We start from the raw sequence: 15,780 nt of genomic DNA, 5'->3' as shown, positions 1-15,780 counted from the left end.
CATGCTGCGCTACATTCTGCTGCGCCTGGTATTGCTGGCCCCGGTGATGCTCGGTGTGTCGCTGCTGGTGTTCGTGTTGCTGCACCTGGGCAGCACGGACCCGGCCCTGGACTACCTGCGCCTGTCGCACATCCCGCCGACAGATGCAGCCATCGCCGAGGTGCGCCATGCCCTGGGCCTGGATCGGCCCTTGTACGAGCAGTACCTGAACTGGCTGTGGAAGGCGTTGCATCTGGATTTTGGTGTTTCCTACCTGACCGGCCGACCGGTACTGGACGACCTGTTGTACTACCTGCCGGCGACCCTTCAACTGGGCGGACTGGCGCTGGCCTGCACGTTGTTGCTGTCGATCCCGCTGGGGCTCATGGCCGCGCGCTGGCAGGGTCGCTGGCCCGACCATGCAGTCCGGGCGGTGACTTTCCTGGGCGTGTCGATGCCCAATTTCTGGCTGGCGTTCCTGTTGATCGCACTGTTCTCGCTGTCGCTGGGCTGGCTGCCGCCGCTCGGTCGAGGGGGCGCCGGGCACCTGGTGATGCCAGTACTGGCCATTGCCCTGATGTCGATGTCGATCAATGCTCGCCTGCTGCGCGCCAGCCTGCTCGAAGCCAGCGGCCAACGCCATGTCACCTACGCCCGCGCCCGCGGCCTGCCCGAACGCCGGGTGTGGCGCGACCACGTGCTGCGCAACGCCTGGCTGCCGTTCGTCACCGCCACCGGCATGCACGTGGGCGAACTGATCGGCGGTGCACTGGTGATCGAGACCATCTTCGCCTGGCCCGGCGTGGGGCGCTTTGCCGTCTCGGCGGTGCTCAACCGCGATTTTCCGGTGATGCAGTGCTTCACCCTGCTGCTGACCGGCCTGTTGATGCTCTGCAACCTGGTCGTGGACGTGTGCTACGCCTGGCTCGACCCACGCAGCCGGCTGGAGGGCGCACGCGCATGAGTACGCTCTGGGCAATTCGTCGGCCGGCCGTGCCCGGCCATGCGGGGCTGGTCCTGGGCCTGGTGCTGGTTGGCCTGCTGGCGGTACTGGCCCTGTTCGGCCAATGGCTGACTCCGCACGACCCCGATCTGGTCGACCTCGGCCAGCGCCTCATGCCACCCGATGCCAGCCACTGGCTGGGCACCGATCACCTGGGCCGCGACCTGCTGTCGCGCTTGATCGTCGGTACCCGCCTGTCGCTGGGCAGCGTCATGCTGACCCTGGCACTTGTACTGACGCTCGGGCTCGCCGTGGGAGGCCTCGCGGGCTTTGTCGGCGGGCGCACCGACCTGCTGCTGATGCGCCTGTGCGACATGTTCATGACCTTTCCGACCCTGGTGCTGGCGTTCTTCTTCGTCACGCTGCTCGGTACCGGCCTGACCAACGTGATCATCGCCATCGCGTTGTCCCATTGGGCGTGGTATGCGCGCATGGTGCGCGGCATGGTGATTGCCCAGCGTGGTCGTGAATACGTGCTTGCCTCGCGCCTGGCCGGTGCCTCGCGCAGCACCCGCCTGCGCCAGCACGTGCTGCCGAACATCGCAGGCCCCCTGCTGGTACTGGCGACCATGGACATCGGCCACATGATGCTGCACGTCTCGGGCCTGTCGTTTCTCGGCCTGGGTGTGGCACCGCCTACGGCCGAGTGGGGCGTGATGATCAACGATGCCAAGGAGTTCATCTGGAGCCACCCCCACCTGCTGCTGTTGCCGGGGCTGATGATCTTCTTCTCGGTGATGGCCTTCAACCTGCTGGGCGACGCGCTGCGCGACCGACTCGACCCGACCCGGGAGCACCACTAGATGATGCCAGCGACCCTCGAAATCCAGGACCTGCGCATAGCGTCCCACGCCGGTTTGCTGGTGCATGGCGTCGACCTGAAGTTGCGCCGCGGCGAGGTCTGCGCATTGGTCGGGGCCAGTGGTTCGGGTAAATCCCTGAGCTGCCTGGGCATGCTCGACCTGTTGCCTGCGGGCCTGGTGCGTACCCAGGGTCAGTTGCTGCTCGACGGCCAACCGGTGAGCGCCGCCCAGGTGCGTGGCCGCCTGGTCGGCCTGGTGCTGCAGAACCCGCGCAGTGCCTTCAACCCGGTAAGCAGCATGGCCAGCCACGGGCTCGAAACCCTTCGCCAGCACGGTATCACCGGCGCCGCCGCCCGCGAGCGCATGGCCGACTGCCTGGTGGCCGTGGGCCTGACGGATCACGCCCGCGTGCTGCAAGCGTTCGCCTTCCAGCTCAGCGGCGGCATGCTGCAGCGCATGATGATCGCCTTGGCGCTGATGGCCGAAACCCCGTTCCTGCTGGCCGACGAGCCCACCAGCGATCTCGACGCGGTAAGCCAGGCACGCTTTCTCGACGTGCTGATGGAGCTGGTTGGACGGCATGGCCTCGGGGTGCTGCTGGTGACCCATGACATGGGGGTGGTGGCGCGCTGCGCCGATCAGGTAGCGGTGATGGATGCCGGCCGCATCGTCGAGCGCCAAGCCGTGCATGCACTGTTCGACCGCCCTGTCAGCGACACTGCTCGCACCTTGCTCGAAGCCCATCGAATCCTCTGCGGGAGCCAAGCATGAGCCTGCTGCATGTCCAGCAACTGAGCCATCGCTACCTCACCGGCGGCTTGCTGCGAAAACGCGGCTGGCTGCAGGTGCTCGACGGTATCGACCTGCAACTTCAAGGGGGCGAATCGATTGGTTTGCTGGGCTGCAGCGGCAGTGGCAAAAGCACCCTCGCCCGCCTGCTGCTCGGGCTCGAAACTCCGAGCCAGGGGCAGGTCACCTTCGCCGGGCAAGCGGTCAGCCGCCTGCGCGGCGAACCGGCACGAGCCTTCCAGCGGACCGTGCAGTTGGTGTTCCAGGACGCGCCGGGGGCATTCAATCCACAGCGCAGCATCGGTTGGAGCATTGCCGAGCCACTGCGGCACCTGAGCGATCTGAGTGAGGCAGCCCAACGCCTACGGGCCATCGAGCTGCTGGAGCAGATGGGCCTGCACGCCGAGCATGCCGAGCGCTTGCCACAGCAACTGAGCGGCGGCCAGCTACAGCGCGCCAACATCGCCCGGGCGCTGGCAATCTCGCCAAAGCTGGTGGTGCTCGACGAGGCGCTTTCGAACCTGGATCGCGTGCTGCAACTGCAACTGCTGCAACGGCTCGACGCACTGCGTCGCGACAACGGCACGGCTTTCCTGCTGATCAGCCATGACCTGAGCCTGGTGCGGTACTTCTGCCAGCGGGTTGTGGTGCTTGACGCAGGGCGCATCGTCGAAGATCGGGCCGTGGAGGGTGAACTGTCGTTCGAGCATCCCGCAGGGCGCCAGTTGCAGGCCGCCATACTGCCCGAGCGCCCGGCAAGGCGTGGCGCTCAGGTCAGCAGGTCAATTGCGTGAGGCAGTGCGCCTGATATCACGCGGATCAAGCGCGGTTGCCTCAAGACGCCTTATCAGAACGCATACACCAGCGTGGCCGTTGCGCTGCGCGGCGTGCCATACCAGCCCCGCGAGCCGATCGCGGTGTAGTACTTCTCGTCGAACAGGTTATTGAGGTTCAAGGACACGCTGGTCTGCGGCGTGAAGGCGTATTGCGCCATTACGTCGACGATGCTGTAGGCGCCTTGGGTGAAGGTCTCGTTGTTGGGCCCGGCGTCCTTGTAGTACTCCATGCCCTGCCAGCGCACTCCCCCGCCAACCTTCAACTGCGGCAGCGACTGCAGGCGATAGCTGGTGAACAGCTTTAGGGTATCGCGCGGTACTTCGGTGAGCAGGCGATCGCCATCGGCGTTCTTGCTCACCGCGTAGGTGTAGCTCGCGGAGACTTGCCAGTCAGGCAGGATCTCGCCTGTCATTTCCATTTCGAAACCACGGGTCTTGGTACCGGACTCGGCGCGGTAAGCCTGGTTGCCATCCGGGGCAAGGTTGCTGCCGTCGGCCACGGCGAGATTGTCCTGGTGCACTTCGAAAACGCTGAGCGCAGTGGTCAGGCGCTTGTCGAAGAACTCGCTCTTTATACCCAGCTCGTAGTTCACGCCTTCGAGCGGGTCGAGGTAGTTGCCGCCCACGTCCTTGCTGTTCTGCGGCTTGAAGATGGTGGTGTAGCTGGCGTAGGCCGACCAGTTCTCGGCCAGGTCGTACACCAGCCCGATGTATGGCGTGACGACGCCGGTTTCGCTGCGCGAGGTCCGGCGGGTCGCCCCGCTCGAGAGGTTGGTGTTGGCTTCGTCACGTTTCCAGTCGATCACCCGCGCACCGGTAATCAGCGACAGGTCATCGGCCAGGCTCCAGCGCACCGAAGCCACCAGGCCATCCTGGGTTTCGTCCAGCGCATCGCGCGACGACTTGGTGTGAATGGCATCCGGAACCGCCAGCGAGCCGTCCCAGGTATGGATGTTGTCGATGGTCTGGAAAGACCAGAGCGGATAACCGTCATTGCGGTAATACGCCCGGTAATGACTGGCGCCCACATACGCCTGGTGCTCGCGCGACAGCAACTCGAAGGGCCCGGAGGCCGAGAGATCGAACGACGTCTGCCGCGGGTCCCCCGCCCAACGGCCGGTCCAGGTACTGATGCCACTGCCGTCGGGGTTTACGGTGCCGCTGGCGGCGGTGGCGAAGGCGTCGTCATAGCTGCGGCGGCTGTGCTCGGCGTTCAGTTTCAGCTGCCAGCCGTTGTCCAACTGGTGCTCCAGGGTGGTGAACAGGGTTTTCGTGCGGCGCTTGTGATAGCTCCAGTCGGACGCCGAGTTGAACGAGCGCGAAGGCTTGAAATGGCTGCCATCGCTATTGAACATCGGGAAGCCATGGTTGCCCGCACCGTCGTTGTCCATCTCCTGGTATTCGGCGCCTACGGTCAGCAGGGTGCTGTCGGTGACATCCCACTCCACCACGCCGTAGGCCACCTGGCGCTCCAGCGACTGGCGGTCGATATGGCTTTGGCTGTCGGTGGTCGACGCCACGAAGCGCCCACGGACATGGCCGCTTTCGGACAGCTTCCCGGACACGTCCAGCTCGGTGCGATAGTTGTCCCAGGAGCCGGCCTTGAGCGTCAGTTTGCGCTGGGTCTGCAGCGTCGGTTTCTTGCGAATCAGGTTGATGGTGGCGCCCGGATCACCGGTACCCGACATCAGCCCCGTGGCGCCGCGAACCACCTCGACGCGGTCGTAGCTCACCATGTCGGCCAGGTCGTCACGAAAACCATAGCTGTCAGGCCGATTGACGCCGTCGACCTGGTAGCTGCCCACCTCGAAACCACGGACATAGATGTGGTTGGCGTCGCTACCGGCCGGCCCCATGCTGTCGACGACCACACCTGGCGTCTGTTCAAGCACCTGGGCAACGTCCGTCAGGTTCTGGTCTTCGATGCGCTGACGGGTGACCACGCTGATGGACTGGGGCGTCTCGCGTGCCGACAGGCGCAGGCCGGTCGCGGTGTTCGCCGAACCCGTCGCATAGCTGCCAGTACCCTCGGTCGTGCTGCCCAGCCCCGTGGCATCGATGCTGGTGGCCCCCAGTTCCACCGTGCCTTCGGCTGGCGCCTTGCTCAGCACGTAGCGCTTCTCGCCCATCTGCAGGATCCGTAATCCAGTACCTTGCAGCAAGTGGGCGAAACCCTGCTCCAGCTCGAAGCTGCCGTGCAGCCCTGATGATCGCAGGCCATCCGCCTCTTCGTGGCTGAAGCTGATGGTCACGCCGCTGGCCGCGGCGAACTGGCCGATCGCAGCGGCCAGGCTGCCAGCGGGAATATCGTAGTGCTGTGGGGCAGCCCAGGCGGTCGAAGTCGCCAGTGCGGCACTGCACAGGCTCAGCGCGAGGGTCGCCTGGCGAATGCTGCTGGCTAGCGAGGAACGGCGTGCGGACATGAGATTGGGGTTCCTGATCTGGTTGGCATGGGCGCGCCAGATGCGCGCTCCCTCAAGGGCCGAGCCAGCAAAAGAAATCTGTTACCCCGACGCAAAAAAAATCCGGGCAACGCCTATGACCCTCTTACCCCTGCCCGGAGGGCTCCAGGCGCACCCAGTAGTCGGTCATGCGTCGGACGCGGATCGGCAAGGCGTCTTCCAGGCTGGCCAGCGCAACGTTGGTGTCATCGAGGTTGAAGGCGCCGGACAAGCGCAGCCCGGCGACCTCCTTCGAGCAGCCGAGATAACCAGGCCGGTAGCGGGCCAAGGCCTGCACTACATCACCCAAGCGCCAATCGACGCTGACCAGCATGCCCTGGACCCAGGCCTGGGCATCGGGGTCCATCGGTCGCAGCGGCCCGAAACTGTCGGCAGTGAAGCTCAGGCTGTAGCCGGTATCGATGCGCAGCCGTTGCGACATGCGCTTGGCTTGCACCTCCACGGCCTGGGTGGCCACCGTGACATGACTTACGCCAGAGTCCTGGCGCACGCTGAAGCGGGCGCCAAGGGCCAGGATGTCACCTTCGGCGGTGCACACGCTGAGCGGACGCGGATCCTGGGCAGTGTCCACCAGAATCTCGCCCTGGCGCAGTTGAATCAGGCGCTGCCCGGCGTCGAACACGACGTCCACCCGGCTGTCAGTGTTGAGGTCCAGCCGCGTACCGTCGGCAAGCGTCAATTGCCGCCGCTCCCCCACCCGAGTCCAGTAATCGGCACGCCAGGGCGAGACCCGATAGCCCTGCCACCCCACCGCCCCGACCCCGAGCAGCAGCGCCAGGGCCTTCACCGCGGAACGTCGATCCCAGCGTGCGGTCTGCAGCGTCTGCGCCGCACCACGAGGGGCGTTGCCCAGGCGGTACTGCAATTGCTCCAGGCGTGCCCAGGCTTCGGCATGACGGTTGTCGGCGGCGTACCAGGCTTGCCATTGGACGCGGGTAGCTTCATCGACGTCGCTGTCGTGCAGGCGCACATACCAGTTCACAGCATCGGCTAGAATGGCCTTCATGCGTCGTCGATCAGCAAGCAATGCATCAACCCACGGGCCAGGTGCTTGCGCACGGTACTGACCGAAACACCCAGCCGGGTGGCGGCTTTTTCGTAGCTCAGGCCGTCAAGCTGTACGGCCAGGAAGATCGCCCGCGTGCGCTCGCCGAGACCATCGAGCATACGATCGATGGCCATCAACGTTTCCAGCACGGCAGCACGGGTTTCGGCGCTGGGCGCATAGTGCTCGGGCTGTTGCGCCAAGGCTTGGAGGTAGGCGCTTTCCAGGCTGCGACGCCGGTAGAGATCGATGACCAGGCCGCGAGCGATGGTCGCCAGATAATGCCGTGGCTCGTTGAGCATGCCTGCGCTGCGCGCCAGCAACACCCGGATGAACGTGTCCTGGGCCAGGTCCGCAGCATCGGCGGCGTTATTCATGCGCTGACGCAACCAGCCGTGCAGCCAGCCGCTGTGCTCGCGGTACAGTGTTTCCAAACCCATGTGCGCGGCGCCGCCAGCTACAACGGTGGACATCACGCTCCTCCCCGAAAAAGATTATTAGATGCAAATAAGAACATGTCGCAAGTGTACGCAGTGAAGGGGAGATTGGGAATGCCGCGCTGGATGAGGCGAGCCGAGCGTTCCATCGATCACACTGATGATTACTATCGAACGACCTGCCTATAGGCCTTTCGGAACCGACTTCTATAATCGCCCTCCTATTTTCCCGCCTCCTGCGCCTGTTCCAGGCGACAACACTTGGAATCCGTACCATGCCAAGCGTCAATCAGGCCCCCGATGGCCTTCTTGAACACAACCAACAGAGCGTCAAACAGCAGTGGCTGGCGATTCTCTCGGTCGCCGTGGGCGCCTTCGCCCTGGTGACCAGTGAATTCCTCCCGGTAGGCGTTCTCAACGATGTGGCCAGCGACCTGGGCATCAGTGCCGGGCAAGCCGGCCTGATGGTCACCCTGCCCGGTATCATGGCCGCCCTCGCCGCTCCGCTGCTGTCGGTGGGCATCGGTGCCATGGACCGCCGCTACCTGCTGATCGGCCTGACGCTGATCATGATCATCGCCAACTCGGTGGTGGCCTATGCCAGCGACTTCAGCCTGCTGCTGTTCGGTCGCGTGCTGCTGGGTATCAGCATCGGTGGCTTCTGGGCCACGGCCATTGCCCTGAGCGGGCGCCTGGCGCCCAAGGGGGTGGGCGTGGCGCAGGCGACTTCGATCATCATGGTCGGGGTCACCCTGGCCACGGTGCTGGGCGTGCCGGTCGGCACCTGGCTCAGCGGCCTGATGGGCTGGCGCATGACCTTCCTGGTGACCGCCCTGCTGGGTGTGCCGGTGCTGCTCGCGCAGGTCTTCCTGCTGCCACGGCTCAATCCCGACAAGGCCATCCGTGTCAGTGACCTGCCGGCGCTGTTCGTCAATCCGCTGGCTCGGGTCGGCCTGATCGCAGTTTTGCTGATTGGCCTGGCGCACTTTGCCGCGTACACCTATGTCGCACCGTTCTTCAAGCAAAGCTCGGGCTTCGACGGCGCAACCATCGGCTCGCTGTTGCTGCTCTACGGCGTCGCGGGCGTCATCGGCAACCTGTTCGCCGGCTTCGCCGCCAACCGCAGCGTGCGCTACACCCTGCTGCTGGTGGCCTTGCTGATCGGCATCAGTACCGCACTGTTCCCTTACTTCGCCACCGGCATGACTGGGGCGGTGATGCTGATCGCACTGTGGGGCTTTGCCTTCGGTGCCTTCCCGGCCTGTGCCAGCATCTGGATGTTCGTGGTCGCGCCCAAGGATGTCGAACGCGGCATGCCGCTGTTCGTGGCCATGTTCCAGGTGATCATCGCACTGGGCTCGTTCTTCGGTGGGCGGATCGTCGACCAGCTGGGCAGCTCGGTGCTGCTGAGCCTGGCCACGGCGCTGGTCGGTTGCGGATTCGTCACCGTGCTGGTACTGGGGCGTAACGTCAGCAACAGCCTGGCAGCCCAGCCTGCCTGAGCCTTGCAGGGGCTGCGTTGCGGCCCCTGCAGCTTGCGTCGGTCAACGCGTCATGCAGCGCTGGTAGCGCTCGTCCACCCTCCCCGCAAACCACGCCGTGGTCAACTTGCGGGTGATCTTCGGGCTCTTGAGCACGATCCCCGGCAGCACCGCACGTGGCAGTGGCTTGCCCGCCTTGGCGTCAGCGAGGGCAAATACGCCGCGGTACAAGGCGCTGTCCTCGAGCGCCAGGCTGTTCTCCAATTCCAGCTGGCTGCGAATCTGCGGATTGCGCAGCCCCAGCTTCACCCCAAGGCTGCGCGCCGCGCGCTCGGTCGTGCCTGGCAGGATCGCACCCGGTGCGATCAGGTCGCCGTCCAGGGCCAACTCTGCACCCGTCACGCTGTTCAGCGCCGCCTGGAATGCGGCGTTGCGGCTGGCGTACCAGCCTGCGTTGAAGTCGGCGAAGCGGTACAGCGGCCGCTCATAGTGGGCGGGATAGCCCAACAAGTGGGCGATGCCGAAGTACAGGCCGCCGCGACGGCTGAATACCTCCTGGCGAATCGTGCCCTGGCGCTGGTAGGGATAGTCCTTGGCATGGCGTTCGGCAAAGTCGATGCTGACCTGCATCGGCCCGCCGGTACGCACCGGGTTGAGCCCGCCGAGCAACTTGTCGCCCAGCGGCAAGCCGGCGATGAAATCATCGAACAGGGCGCTGAGCTGCTTCTCGCTGCGTACCGCCAGCAGGCGCTGCTGGTAGCTCTGGCCGTTCGCCGAAGGCGTCGCCAGGGCGCCATCGACCAGCAGCCTGGGGATGTGCAGACGCGCGGCGCGGCGGTCGATTTCCTCGCGGGCGATGCGGCCCAGGTTGGGCACCTGGGGGTCGGCGGTGAAGGTGGACTCCTGCTCGGTCACCGCCAGCACCGCGCACAGGTTGCTGCGGCTGGGCGCGATGCCCTGGGCGGTGAACGCGACCTGGATGTCCTCGGCCCAGCCCTGGCGGTCCTTGACCGAGGCAGGCAGCAGGCGCATGAGCAGGGCGCGGACCTGCGCAGGGTCGACTTCGGGCGCCTCCTCGCGGCGCCCGGCACAGCCTTGCAGCAGGGCCAGCAGCATCAGCCCAACGCCCAGCAGCCGCGGGCTCAGGATGGGTCACCGACGATGTAGGTTTTGCTGATATGACGGAACAACGGGTGGCTGGCACTGCCCAGCAGTTCGAACAGCACCATCTCGCGGGTGACGATCTGCGCCCCGGCGTCGCGCATGCGCGCAAGGCCTGCCGCCTTGTTTGCCGGGGTGCGGCTGTCGCAGACGTCCTCGACCACGAACACCTGCTTGCCCAGGCCCAGCAGGCCAAGCACCGTCTGCAGCACGCAGACGTGGGTTTCCATGCCACAGACGATCACCTGCTCGCGCGCCAGCAAGCTGGCGGGCAGGCATTCGGCGGCCACGCAGGAAAAGTGCAGCTTCTCGACGATCTCGGCCCCTGTAGCCGCGGCCTTGAGTTCGGCCAGGGTCGGGCCCAGGCCCTTGGGGTACTGCTCGGAGATCACCGTGGGCAGCTCGAGTTCGGCGGTGGCGGCGAGCAGCCCGCGGGCCCGCGCGCGGGTGCCCTCGGGGTCGCTCATGGCACCGATGAGGCGTTCCTGGATATCGACGACCAGCAGCGTGGCCTGGCGGGGATCGATCAGCATGGGGACAACCCTTGTCCTGTGGGAAAGCCCCCAGCCTCCCCCAGGCAAAGGCCTACGTCAATCATGCCGAAAGTCGATGAGGTTCCAGAGAGGCGGCCAGCAGGCTCAGCACCCGGTCTTCGTGCTCATGGATGAAGAAGTGCCCGCCAGGGAAGACCTCCAGCGAGAAATCGCCCAGGCTTTCGCGACGCCAGGCCAGCAGTTGCTCTTCGCTGGCGCGGTCGGCCTCGCCGCCCAAAACATGCAACGGGCAGTGCAACGGCGCGCGTTGGCGATAGTCGTAGCGGCCGCACATGAGGAAATCGGCGCGCAGAATCGGCAAGGTCAGACCCATGAGTTCTTCGTTGGCCAGCACCTCCTCGGGGGTGCCCTGCAACTGGCGCAGCTCGTCGATCAGCTCGGCATCGGTCTTGGCTTCGCGCCAGCCCTTGCCGTCGTAGTCCTCACGTCGGGTCGGTGCCGCCGTGCCGCAGGCAAACAGTGCGACCGGCGCCTTGCAACCCAAGGCTTGCAGCTCATGGGCCAGCTCGAAGGCGAGCAGCGCGCCCAGGCTGTGCCCGAGCAGCGCATAGGGCGTGCTCGCCGCCAGGCGTTGCTCGCTGGCCAGTTGCCGGGCCAGTGCCTGCATGTCGGTTTGCAGGGGCTCGCCCAGGCGCGCGCCGCGCCCGGGCAACTCCACCGGGCGCACCTGCAACCAGGCCGGCAGCTTGCGCCGCCAGCGGCTGTAGACCATGGCACTCGCGCCCGAGTACGGCAGGCATAGCAGGTTGAGTGCAGTCACGCCTTACTGCACCGCAGCTTCGGCCATCTTCTGGCGCAGGCTCAGGGGGCGCATGTCGGTCCACACTTCATCGATGTAGGCCAGGCAGTCTTTCTTCAGACCGCTCTTGCCTGCGGCGCGCCAGCCGTTGGGGATCGCCTTGTAGTCGGGCCAGATCGAGTACTGTTCCTCGTGATTGATCACTACCTGGAACACGATGTCGTCGCGGTCGAAAACGGAAGTCATTGCCTGTCTCCTTGGGGTGATGATGGCCCGGTCCGCCTGGACGCAGGGCAGCTCTCAGGAAAACGAAGGGAGACGGGGGAAAATTACGCTTTTTTCACGGATCGACATAGCGGCGGGCAGCGCTTGCGGGCCATTGCGGCCCGCAGCGCGGTAGTGCGCGGTGACGCGGCTACGGCATCACTGGTGGCACGTACTGCAAGGTGGTGCCCAGCGCCCAGAGCAGCACCAGCACCAGGGGCACGTGCACCAGCAGTTGCACGAAGGAGAAGCCGATCAGGTCACGCGCCTTCAGGCCCAGCACACCCAGCAACGGCAGCATGTAGAAGGGGTTGATCAGGTTCGGCAGCGCCTCGGCGGCGTTGTAGATCTGCACCGCCCAGCCCAGGTGGTATTGCAGGTCGTTGGCCACCAGCATCACGTAGGGCGCTTCGATGATCCATTTGCCGCCGCCAGACGGAATGAAGAAGCCCAGCACCGCCGAATACACGCCCATCAGCAAGGCATAGGTGTCATGGGTGGCGATCTGGGTGAAGAACACCGAGATGTGGTGCGCCAGGGTCTGTGCGTCGGCGCCCTTGACCTGGGTGAGGATGGCGGCGATCGAGCCGTACAGCGGGAACTGGATCAGCACGCCGGTGGTGGTCGGCACCGCACGGGCCACGGCGTCGAGGAAGCTGCGCGGACGCCAGTGGAGCAAGGCGCCCAGCATGATGAACAGCAGGTTGTAGGTGTTCAGCCCGGAGATGGCGGTGATCGCAGGCTTGGTGGCGAACTCCTGGTACAGCCAGCCGGCTGCCAGGGCTACCAGCAGCAGGATCAGGATCGGGCTGTGCTCCAACCACTCGCCGGGGCGGGTGCGCTGCGGCGCAGGAGGGGCGGTGAAGGTCGGATCGACACCACAGTCCTGGGCGCTGCGCGCACTGTTCGGTCCGGGCGCGGTGGCGTAGGCGACGACCAGCGAGACGATCACCAGCGCAGCCAGCATCACCCCGGACTGCCAGAGGAAGATGGTCTCGGTGAACGGAATGACGCCGGTGATCGACAGGATCGACGGCGGCAGGCTGGCCGGGTTGGCCTGCAACTGTGCAGCCGACGACGACAGGCCCAGCGCCCACACGGCACCCAGGCCCAGGTAGGCAGCAGCGCCAGCGGCGCGGTAGTCCATCTTCAGGTCCGTGCGGCGGGCCAGGGCACGCACCAGCAGGCCGCCGAACACCAGCGACAAGCCCCAGTTGAGCAAGGAGGCGAGCATCGAGATCAGCGCCACCCAGCACACCGCCGAGCGGCCGTTCTTCGGCAGGCGCGCGAGGCGGTCGATCAGGCGCGCAGCAGGCGGGGAGCTTGCGACCACATAGCCGCCAATGACCACGAAGGCCATCTGCATGGTGAACGGGATCAGGCTCCAGAAGCCGTCACCAAAGGCCTTGGCGGTGTCGGTGGGCTTGGCGCCCATGGCCAGGGCCCCCAGGCACACCAGCATCACGGCCAGGGCGGCGAACACCCAGGAGTCGGGGAACCAGCGTTCGGCCCAGTTGGAGCAGCGCAGGGCGAAGCGGGCGGAGCGGCTGTCTTGGATTTCAGCGGCCACGAGTGTTTTCCTTTTTTGGTCTTATTGGTGGATGTTGCTTGTTTATCAACGCAAAACCCCTGTAGGCGCGGGCTTGCCGTGGGAGCGGGCTTGCCCGCGAATACGTTGGTGAATGTACCGGCGCATTCGCGGGCAAGCCCGCCCCTACAACGAGCCCGCCCTTACAGGGGGGAGGTAAAGCAATAGCGTTAGAACGTCATCTCTTTCACATCGTCCGGCACGATCAGCTTGCCGGCGGTTTTCTCGACGATCTCCTGGACGCTCACCCCGGGCGCGGTCTCGCGCAGGATGAAGGCGCCGTTCTCGATCTCGAGGTAGGCAAGGTCGGTAAGCACCTTGCGGATGCAGCCAGCACCCGTCAGCGGCAGGCTGCAACGTGGCAGGAGCTTGGACTCGCCGTCCTTGGAGGCGTGGGTCATGGTAACGATGATGTTCTCGGCGCCGGCCACCAGGTCCATGGCGCCCCCCATGCCCTTGACCAGCTTGCCGGGGATCATCCAGGAGGCGATGTTGCCCTCCACGTCCACCTCGAAAGCGCCCAGCACGGTGAGGTCGACATGGCCGCCACGGATCATGGCGAAGGATTGCGCCGAATCGAAGATAGACGCGCCACGGCGGGCGGTCACGGTTTGCTTGCCGGCGTTGATCATGTCGGGGTCGAGGGTACTCTCGGTGGGGAACTCGCCCATGCCGAGCAGGCCGTTCTCCGACTGCAGCATCACGTCCATGTCGGCGGGCACGTAGTTGGCCACCAGGGTGGGGATGCCGATGCCGAGGTTGACGTAGTAGCCGTCCTTCAGTTCACGGGCGACGCGTTGAGCCATCTGTTCGCGGGTCAGTGCCATGGTCAGGATCTCTTTGTTGTTCTGTGGACGGCGCTCAGGCCTTGACGGTGCGCTTCTCGATGCGCTTCTCGAAGGTGCCGACGATGACCCGGTCGACGAAGATTCCCGGCGTGTGGATCTCGCTGGGCAGCAGCACACCCGGCTCGACGATTTCCTCGACCTCGACCACGGTGATCTTGCCGGCGGTGGCGGCCAGCGGATTGAAGTTCTGGGCGGTGTTGCGGTACACCACGTTGCCGTAGTGGTCGGCCTTCCAGCCCTTGACGATGGCGAAGTCGCCGGTGATGGATTCTTCGAGGATGTACTTGCGGCCGTTGAACTCACGCACCTCCTTGCCTTCGGCGACCGGGGTGCCGTAGCCCGTGGCGGTGTAGAAGGCCGGGATACCGGCACCGCCGGCGCGCATCTTCTCGGCCAGGGTGCCTTGGGGGGTGAGTTCCACTTCCAGCTCGCCGCTGAGCAACTGGCGCTCGAACTCGGCGTTCTCGCCGACATAGGAGGCGACCATCTTGCGGATCTGCCGGTCTTCGAGCAGCACGCCCAGGCCGAAGCCGTCGACGCCGCAGTTGTTGGAGACCACCGTCAGGCCCTTGACCCCGCGGCGCTTGATCTCGGCGATGAGGTTCTCGGGGATGCCACACAGGCCGAAGCCGCCGGCCAGTACCGTCATGTCGTCGGTCAGGCCTTCGAGAGCCTGTTCATAGGTTGCTACGCGCTTGTCCAGTCCGGCCATGCTGATCCGCCTTTGTAGTTGTTTGAGCGTGTGGAAGGCATCTTCACCGCTGGCGACTGATTTGTTAATTTTGTTTTCGTCATCGATTGATAACTTTTGCAAAACAACCTGCGGACCCGCCATGAACGTCAAGCAACTGCGCGCCTTCGTCACCGTGGCCAAGTACCAGAGCTTCGCCCAGGCCGGCGAACACCTGCACATTTCGCAACCGGCACTGAGCCTGACCATCAAGGCGCTGGAGGACAACCTCGGCGGCGCCCTGCTCACCCGTACCACACGCAGCGTCAGCCTCACCGCCGAGGGCGAAGTGCTGCTGCCGCTGGCCCGGCGCCTGCTGGCCGACTGGGACGATACCGAGGAAATGCTGCGCCAGCGCTTCACCCTGCAACTGGGGCGGGTGTCGGTGGCGGCGATGCCGGCCTTTGCCGGCAACCTGCTGCCGCAGTCACTGAAGGTGTTTCGCCAGCGCTACCCCAAGGTCAACGTCACCGTGCACGACGTGATCAACGAGCAGGTGCTGGAACTGGTCCGCCACCGCCGCGTCGAACTGGGCATAGGTTTCGAGCCCGAGCGCAGCGATGCCTTGCAGTTTCACCCGTTGTACCTGGACCGCTTCGTCGCCGTGGTGCCGGGCGATTCACCCTTGGCGCAGCAGCCCCAGGTGAGCTGGCGCGAACTGTTGACTCATGACTTCATCGCCCTGCAACGCCCTTCGGCGGTACGCCTGCTGCTCGAGCAACACCTGGCCGCCGAGCATGGCCGGCTGGCGGTGGCCTTCGAAAGCCACCAGTTGTCCACCGTCGGGCGCATGGTCGCCAACGGTTTGGGCGTCAGTGCCGTACCGGCGCTGTGCATCAATCAGATGCAGGAGCTGGGGGCGCGCTGCGTTCCCTTGGTCGAGCCCACCGTCGAGCGGCGCATCGGGGTCATTGCCCTGAGCGACCATAAGTTGTCCACCGCGGCGCAGGCGTTGCTGGATGTGTTGCTGTCACATACCCGTGCGCCGGAGGTGTGCTCGCATGGGGTTGCGTGAGGGCTGACAGGTGCTTGCCTTAGACTTTTCAGCATCCATGAGATCG

General features: G+C 65.3%; 16 protein-coding genes. 6 read left to right on the top strand and 10 right to left on the bottom strand.

What is annotated here, in order from left to right; genetic code table 11:
- The first annotated feature begins 1 nt into the window (after position 1).
- From nikB to nikE, 4 genes are read left to right on the top strand one after another with little or no spacing between them, the layout of a single operon-like run.
- On the top strand, positions 2-943 hold the full coding sequence (nikB, locus tag APH44_RS14110) for a nickel ABC transporter permease subunit NikB (protein WP_054893222.1): 942 nt from the start codon (positions 2-4) through the stop codon (positions 941-943).
- Positions 940-1,785, top strand: coding sequence for a nickel ABC transporter permease subunit NikC (nikC, locus tag APH44_RS14105; RefSeq protein WP_054893221.1), 846 nt, complete (start codon positions 940-942; stop codon positions 1,783-1,785). The genes nikB and nikC overlap by 4 nt, the downstream gene beginning before the upstream one ends.
- Positions 1,786-2,556: a nickel import ATP-binding protein NikD gene (gene nikD, locus APH44_RS14100; protein ID WP_054893220.1), complete on the top strand. Its 771-nt coding sequence runs from the start codon at positions 1,786-1,788 to the stop codon at positions 2,554-2,556.
- Positions 2,553-3,368 carry a nickel import ATP-binding protein NikE gene (gene nikE, locus APH44_RS14095; protein WP_054893219.1) on the top strand — a complete coding sequence of 272 codons (816 nt, stop codon included), beginning with the start codon at positions 2,553-2,555 and terminating at the stop codon, positions 3,366-3,368. Before nikD ends, nikE begins: the two co-directional genes overlap by 4 nt.
- 53 nt (positions 3,369-3,421) lie before the next feature.
- Here the strand turns inward: nikE and APH44_RS14090 are convergent, their stop codons facing one another.
- The 3 genes from APH44_RS14090 to APH44_RS14080 all read right to left on the bottom strand — a co-directional run bounded on the left by APH44_RS14090 (position 3,422) and on the right by APH44_RS14080 (position 7,390).
- Complete coding sequence (locus APH44_RS14090; RefSeq protein WP_054893218.1) at positions 3,422-5,833, bottom strand: TonB-dependent receptor; 2,412 nt, start codon at positions 5,831-5,833, stop codon at positions 3,422-3,424.
- Between the two features lie 124 nt (positions 5,834-5,957).
- Positions 5,958-6,878: a FecR domain-containing protein gene (locus APH44_RS14085; RefSeq protein WP_054893217.1), complete on the bottom strand. Its 921-nt coding sequence runs from the start codon at positions 6,876-6,878 to the stop codon at positions 5,958-5,960.
- Positions 6,875-7,390 carry a sigma-70 family RNA polymerase sigma factor gene (locus APH44_RS14080; protein ID WP_054893216.1) on the bottom strand — a complete coding sequence of 172 codons (516 nt, stop codon included), beginning with the start codon at positions 7,388-7,390 and terminating at the stop codon, positions 6,875-6,877. Before APH44_RS14080 ends, APH44_RS14085 begins: the two co-directional genes overlap by 4 nt.
- Positions 7,391-7,629: 239 nt before the next feature.
- Here APH44_RS14080 and APH44_RS14075 point away from each other — a divergent pair, with 239 nt between their 5' ends.
- A complete protein-coding gene (locus APH44_RS14075; protein ID WP_054893215.1) occupies positions 7,630-8,856 on the top strand; it encodes an MFS transporter in 1,227 nt (408 codons plus the stop codon).
- A 42-nt stretch (positions 8,857-8,898) separates the two neighbouring features.
- On the opposite strand, the gene APH44_RS14070 is transcribed toward APH44_RS14075, so the two are convergent.
- From APH44_RS14070 to APH44_RS14040, 7 genes are all read right to left on the bottom strand, one after another.
- Entirely contained in the window at positions 8,899-9,951 is a 1,053-nt protein-coding gene (locus APH44_RS14070) for a DUF1615 domain-containing protein (RefSeq protein ID WP_054893214.1), read from the bottom strand.
- A 26-nt stretch (positions 9,952-9,977) separates the two neighbouring features.
- Positions 9,978-10,529 carry a hydrolase gene (locus tag APH44_RS14065; protein WP_054893213.1) on the bottom strand — a complete coding sequence of 184 codons (552 nt, stop codon included), beginning with the start codon at positions 10,527-10,529 and terminating at the stop codon, positions 9,978-9,980.
- Positions 10,530-10,590: 61 nt separating this feature from the next.
- The gene (locus tag APH44_RS14060; protein WP_054893212.1) at positions 10,591-11,310 is read right to left on the bottom strand and encodes a thioesterase II family protein; all 720 of its coding nucleotides are present in this window, start codon (positions 11,308-11,310) and stop codon (positions 10,591-10,593) included.
- A gap of 3 nt (positions 11,311-11,313) precedes the next feature.
- Positions 11,314-11,535 (bottom strand): MbtH family protein, encoded by a 222-nt coding sequence (locus APH44_RS14055; RefSeq protein ID WP_054893211.1) that lies wholly within the window; start codon positions 11,533-11,535, stop codon positions 11,314-11,316.
- Positions 11,536-11,704: 169 nt separating this feature from the next.
- The gene (locus APH44_RS14050) at positions 11,705-13,123 is read right to left on the bottom strand and encodes a short-chain fatty acid transporter (protein WP_054893210.1); all 1,419 of its coding nucleotides are present in this window, start codon (positions 13,121-13,123) and stop codon (positions 11,705-11,707) included.
- 188 nt (positions 13,124-13,311) lie between these two features.
- Complete coding sequence (locus tag APH44_RS14045) at positions 13,312-13,968, bottom strand: CoA transferase subunit B (RefSeq protein ID WP_054893209.1); 657 nt, start codon at positions 13,966-13,968, stop codon at positions 13,312-13,314.
- Between the two features lie 34 nt (positions 13,969-14,002).
- Entirely contained in the window at positions 14,003-14,701 is a 699-nt protein-coding gene (locus APH44_RS14040) for a CoA transferase subunit A (RefSeq protein ID WP_054893208.1), read from the bottom strand.
- A 121-nt stretch (positions 14,702-14,822) separates the two neighbouring features.
- Here APH44_RS14040 and APH44_RS14035 point away from each other — a divergent pair, with 121 nt between their 5' ends.
- A complete protein-coding gene (locus APH44_RS14035; RefSeq protein ID WP_054893207.1) occupies positions 14,823-15,734 on the top strand; it encodes a LysR family transcriptional regulator in 912 nt (303 codons plus the stop codon).
- Positions 15,735-15,780 lie beyond the last annotated feature (46 nt).

This window comes from Pseudomonas sp. NBRC 111143 (assembly GCF_001320965.1).
Classification (GTDB): domain Bacteria; phylum Pseudomonadota; class Gammaproteobacteria; order Pseudomonadales; family Pseudomonadaceae; genus Aquipseudomonas; species Aquipseudomonas machongensis.
This window is presented reverse-complemented; position numbering and strand designations above follow the sequence as displayed.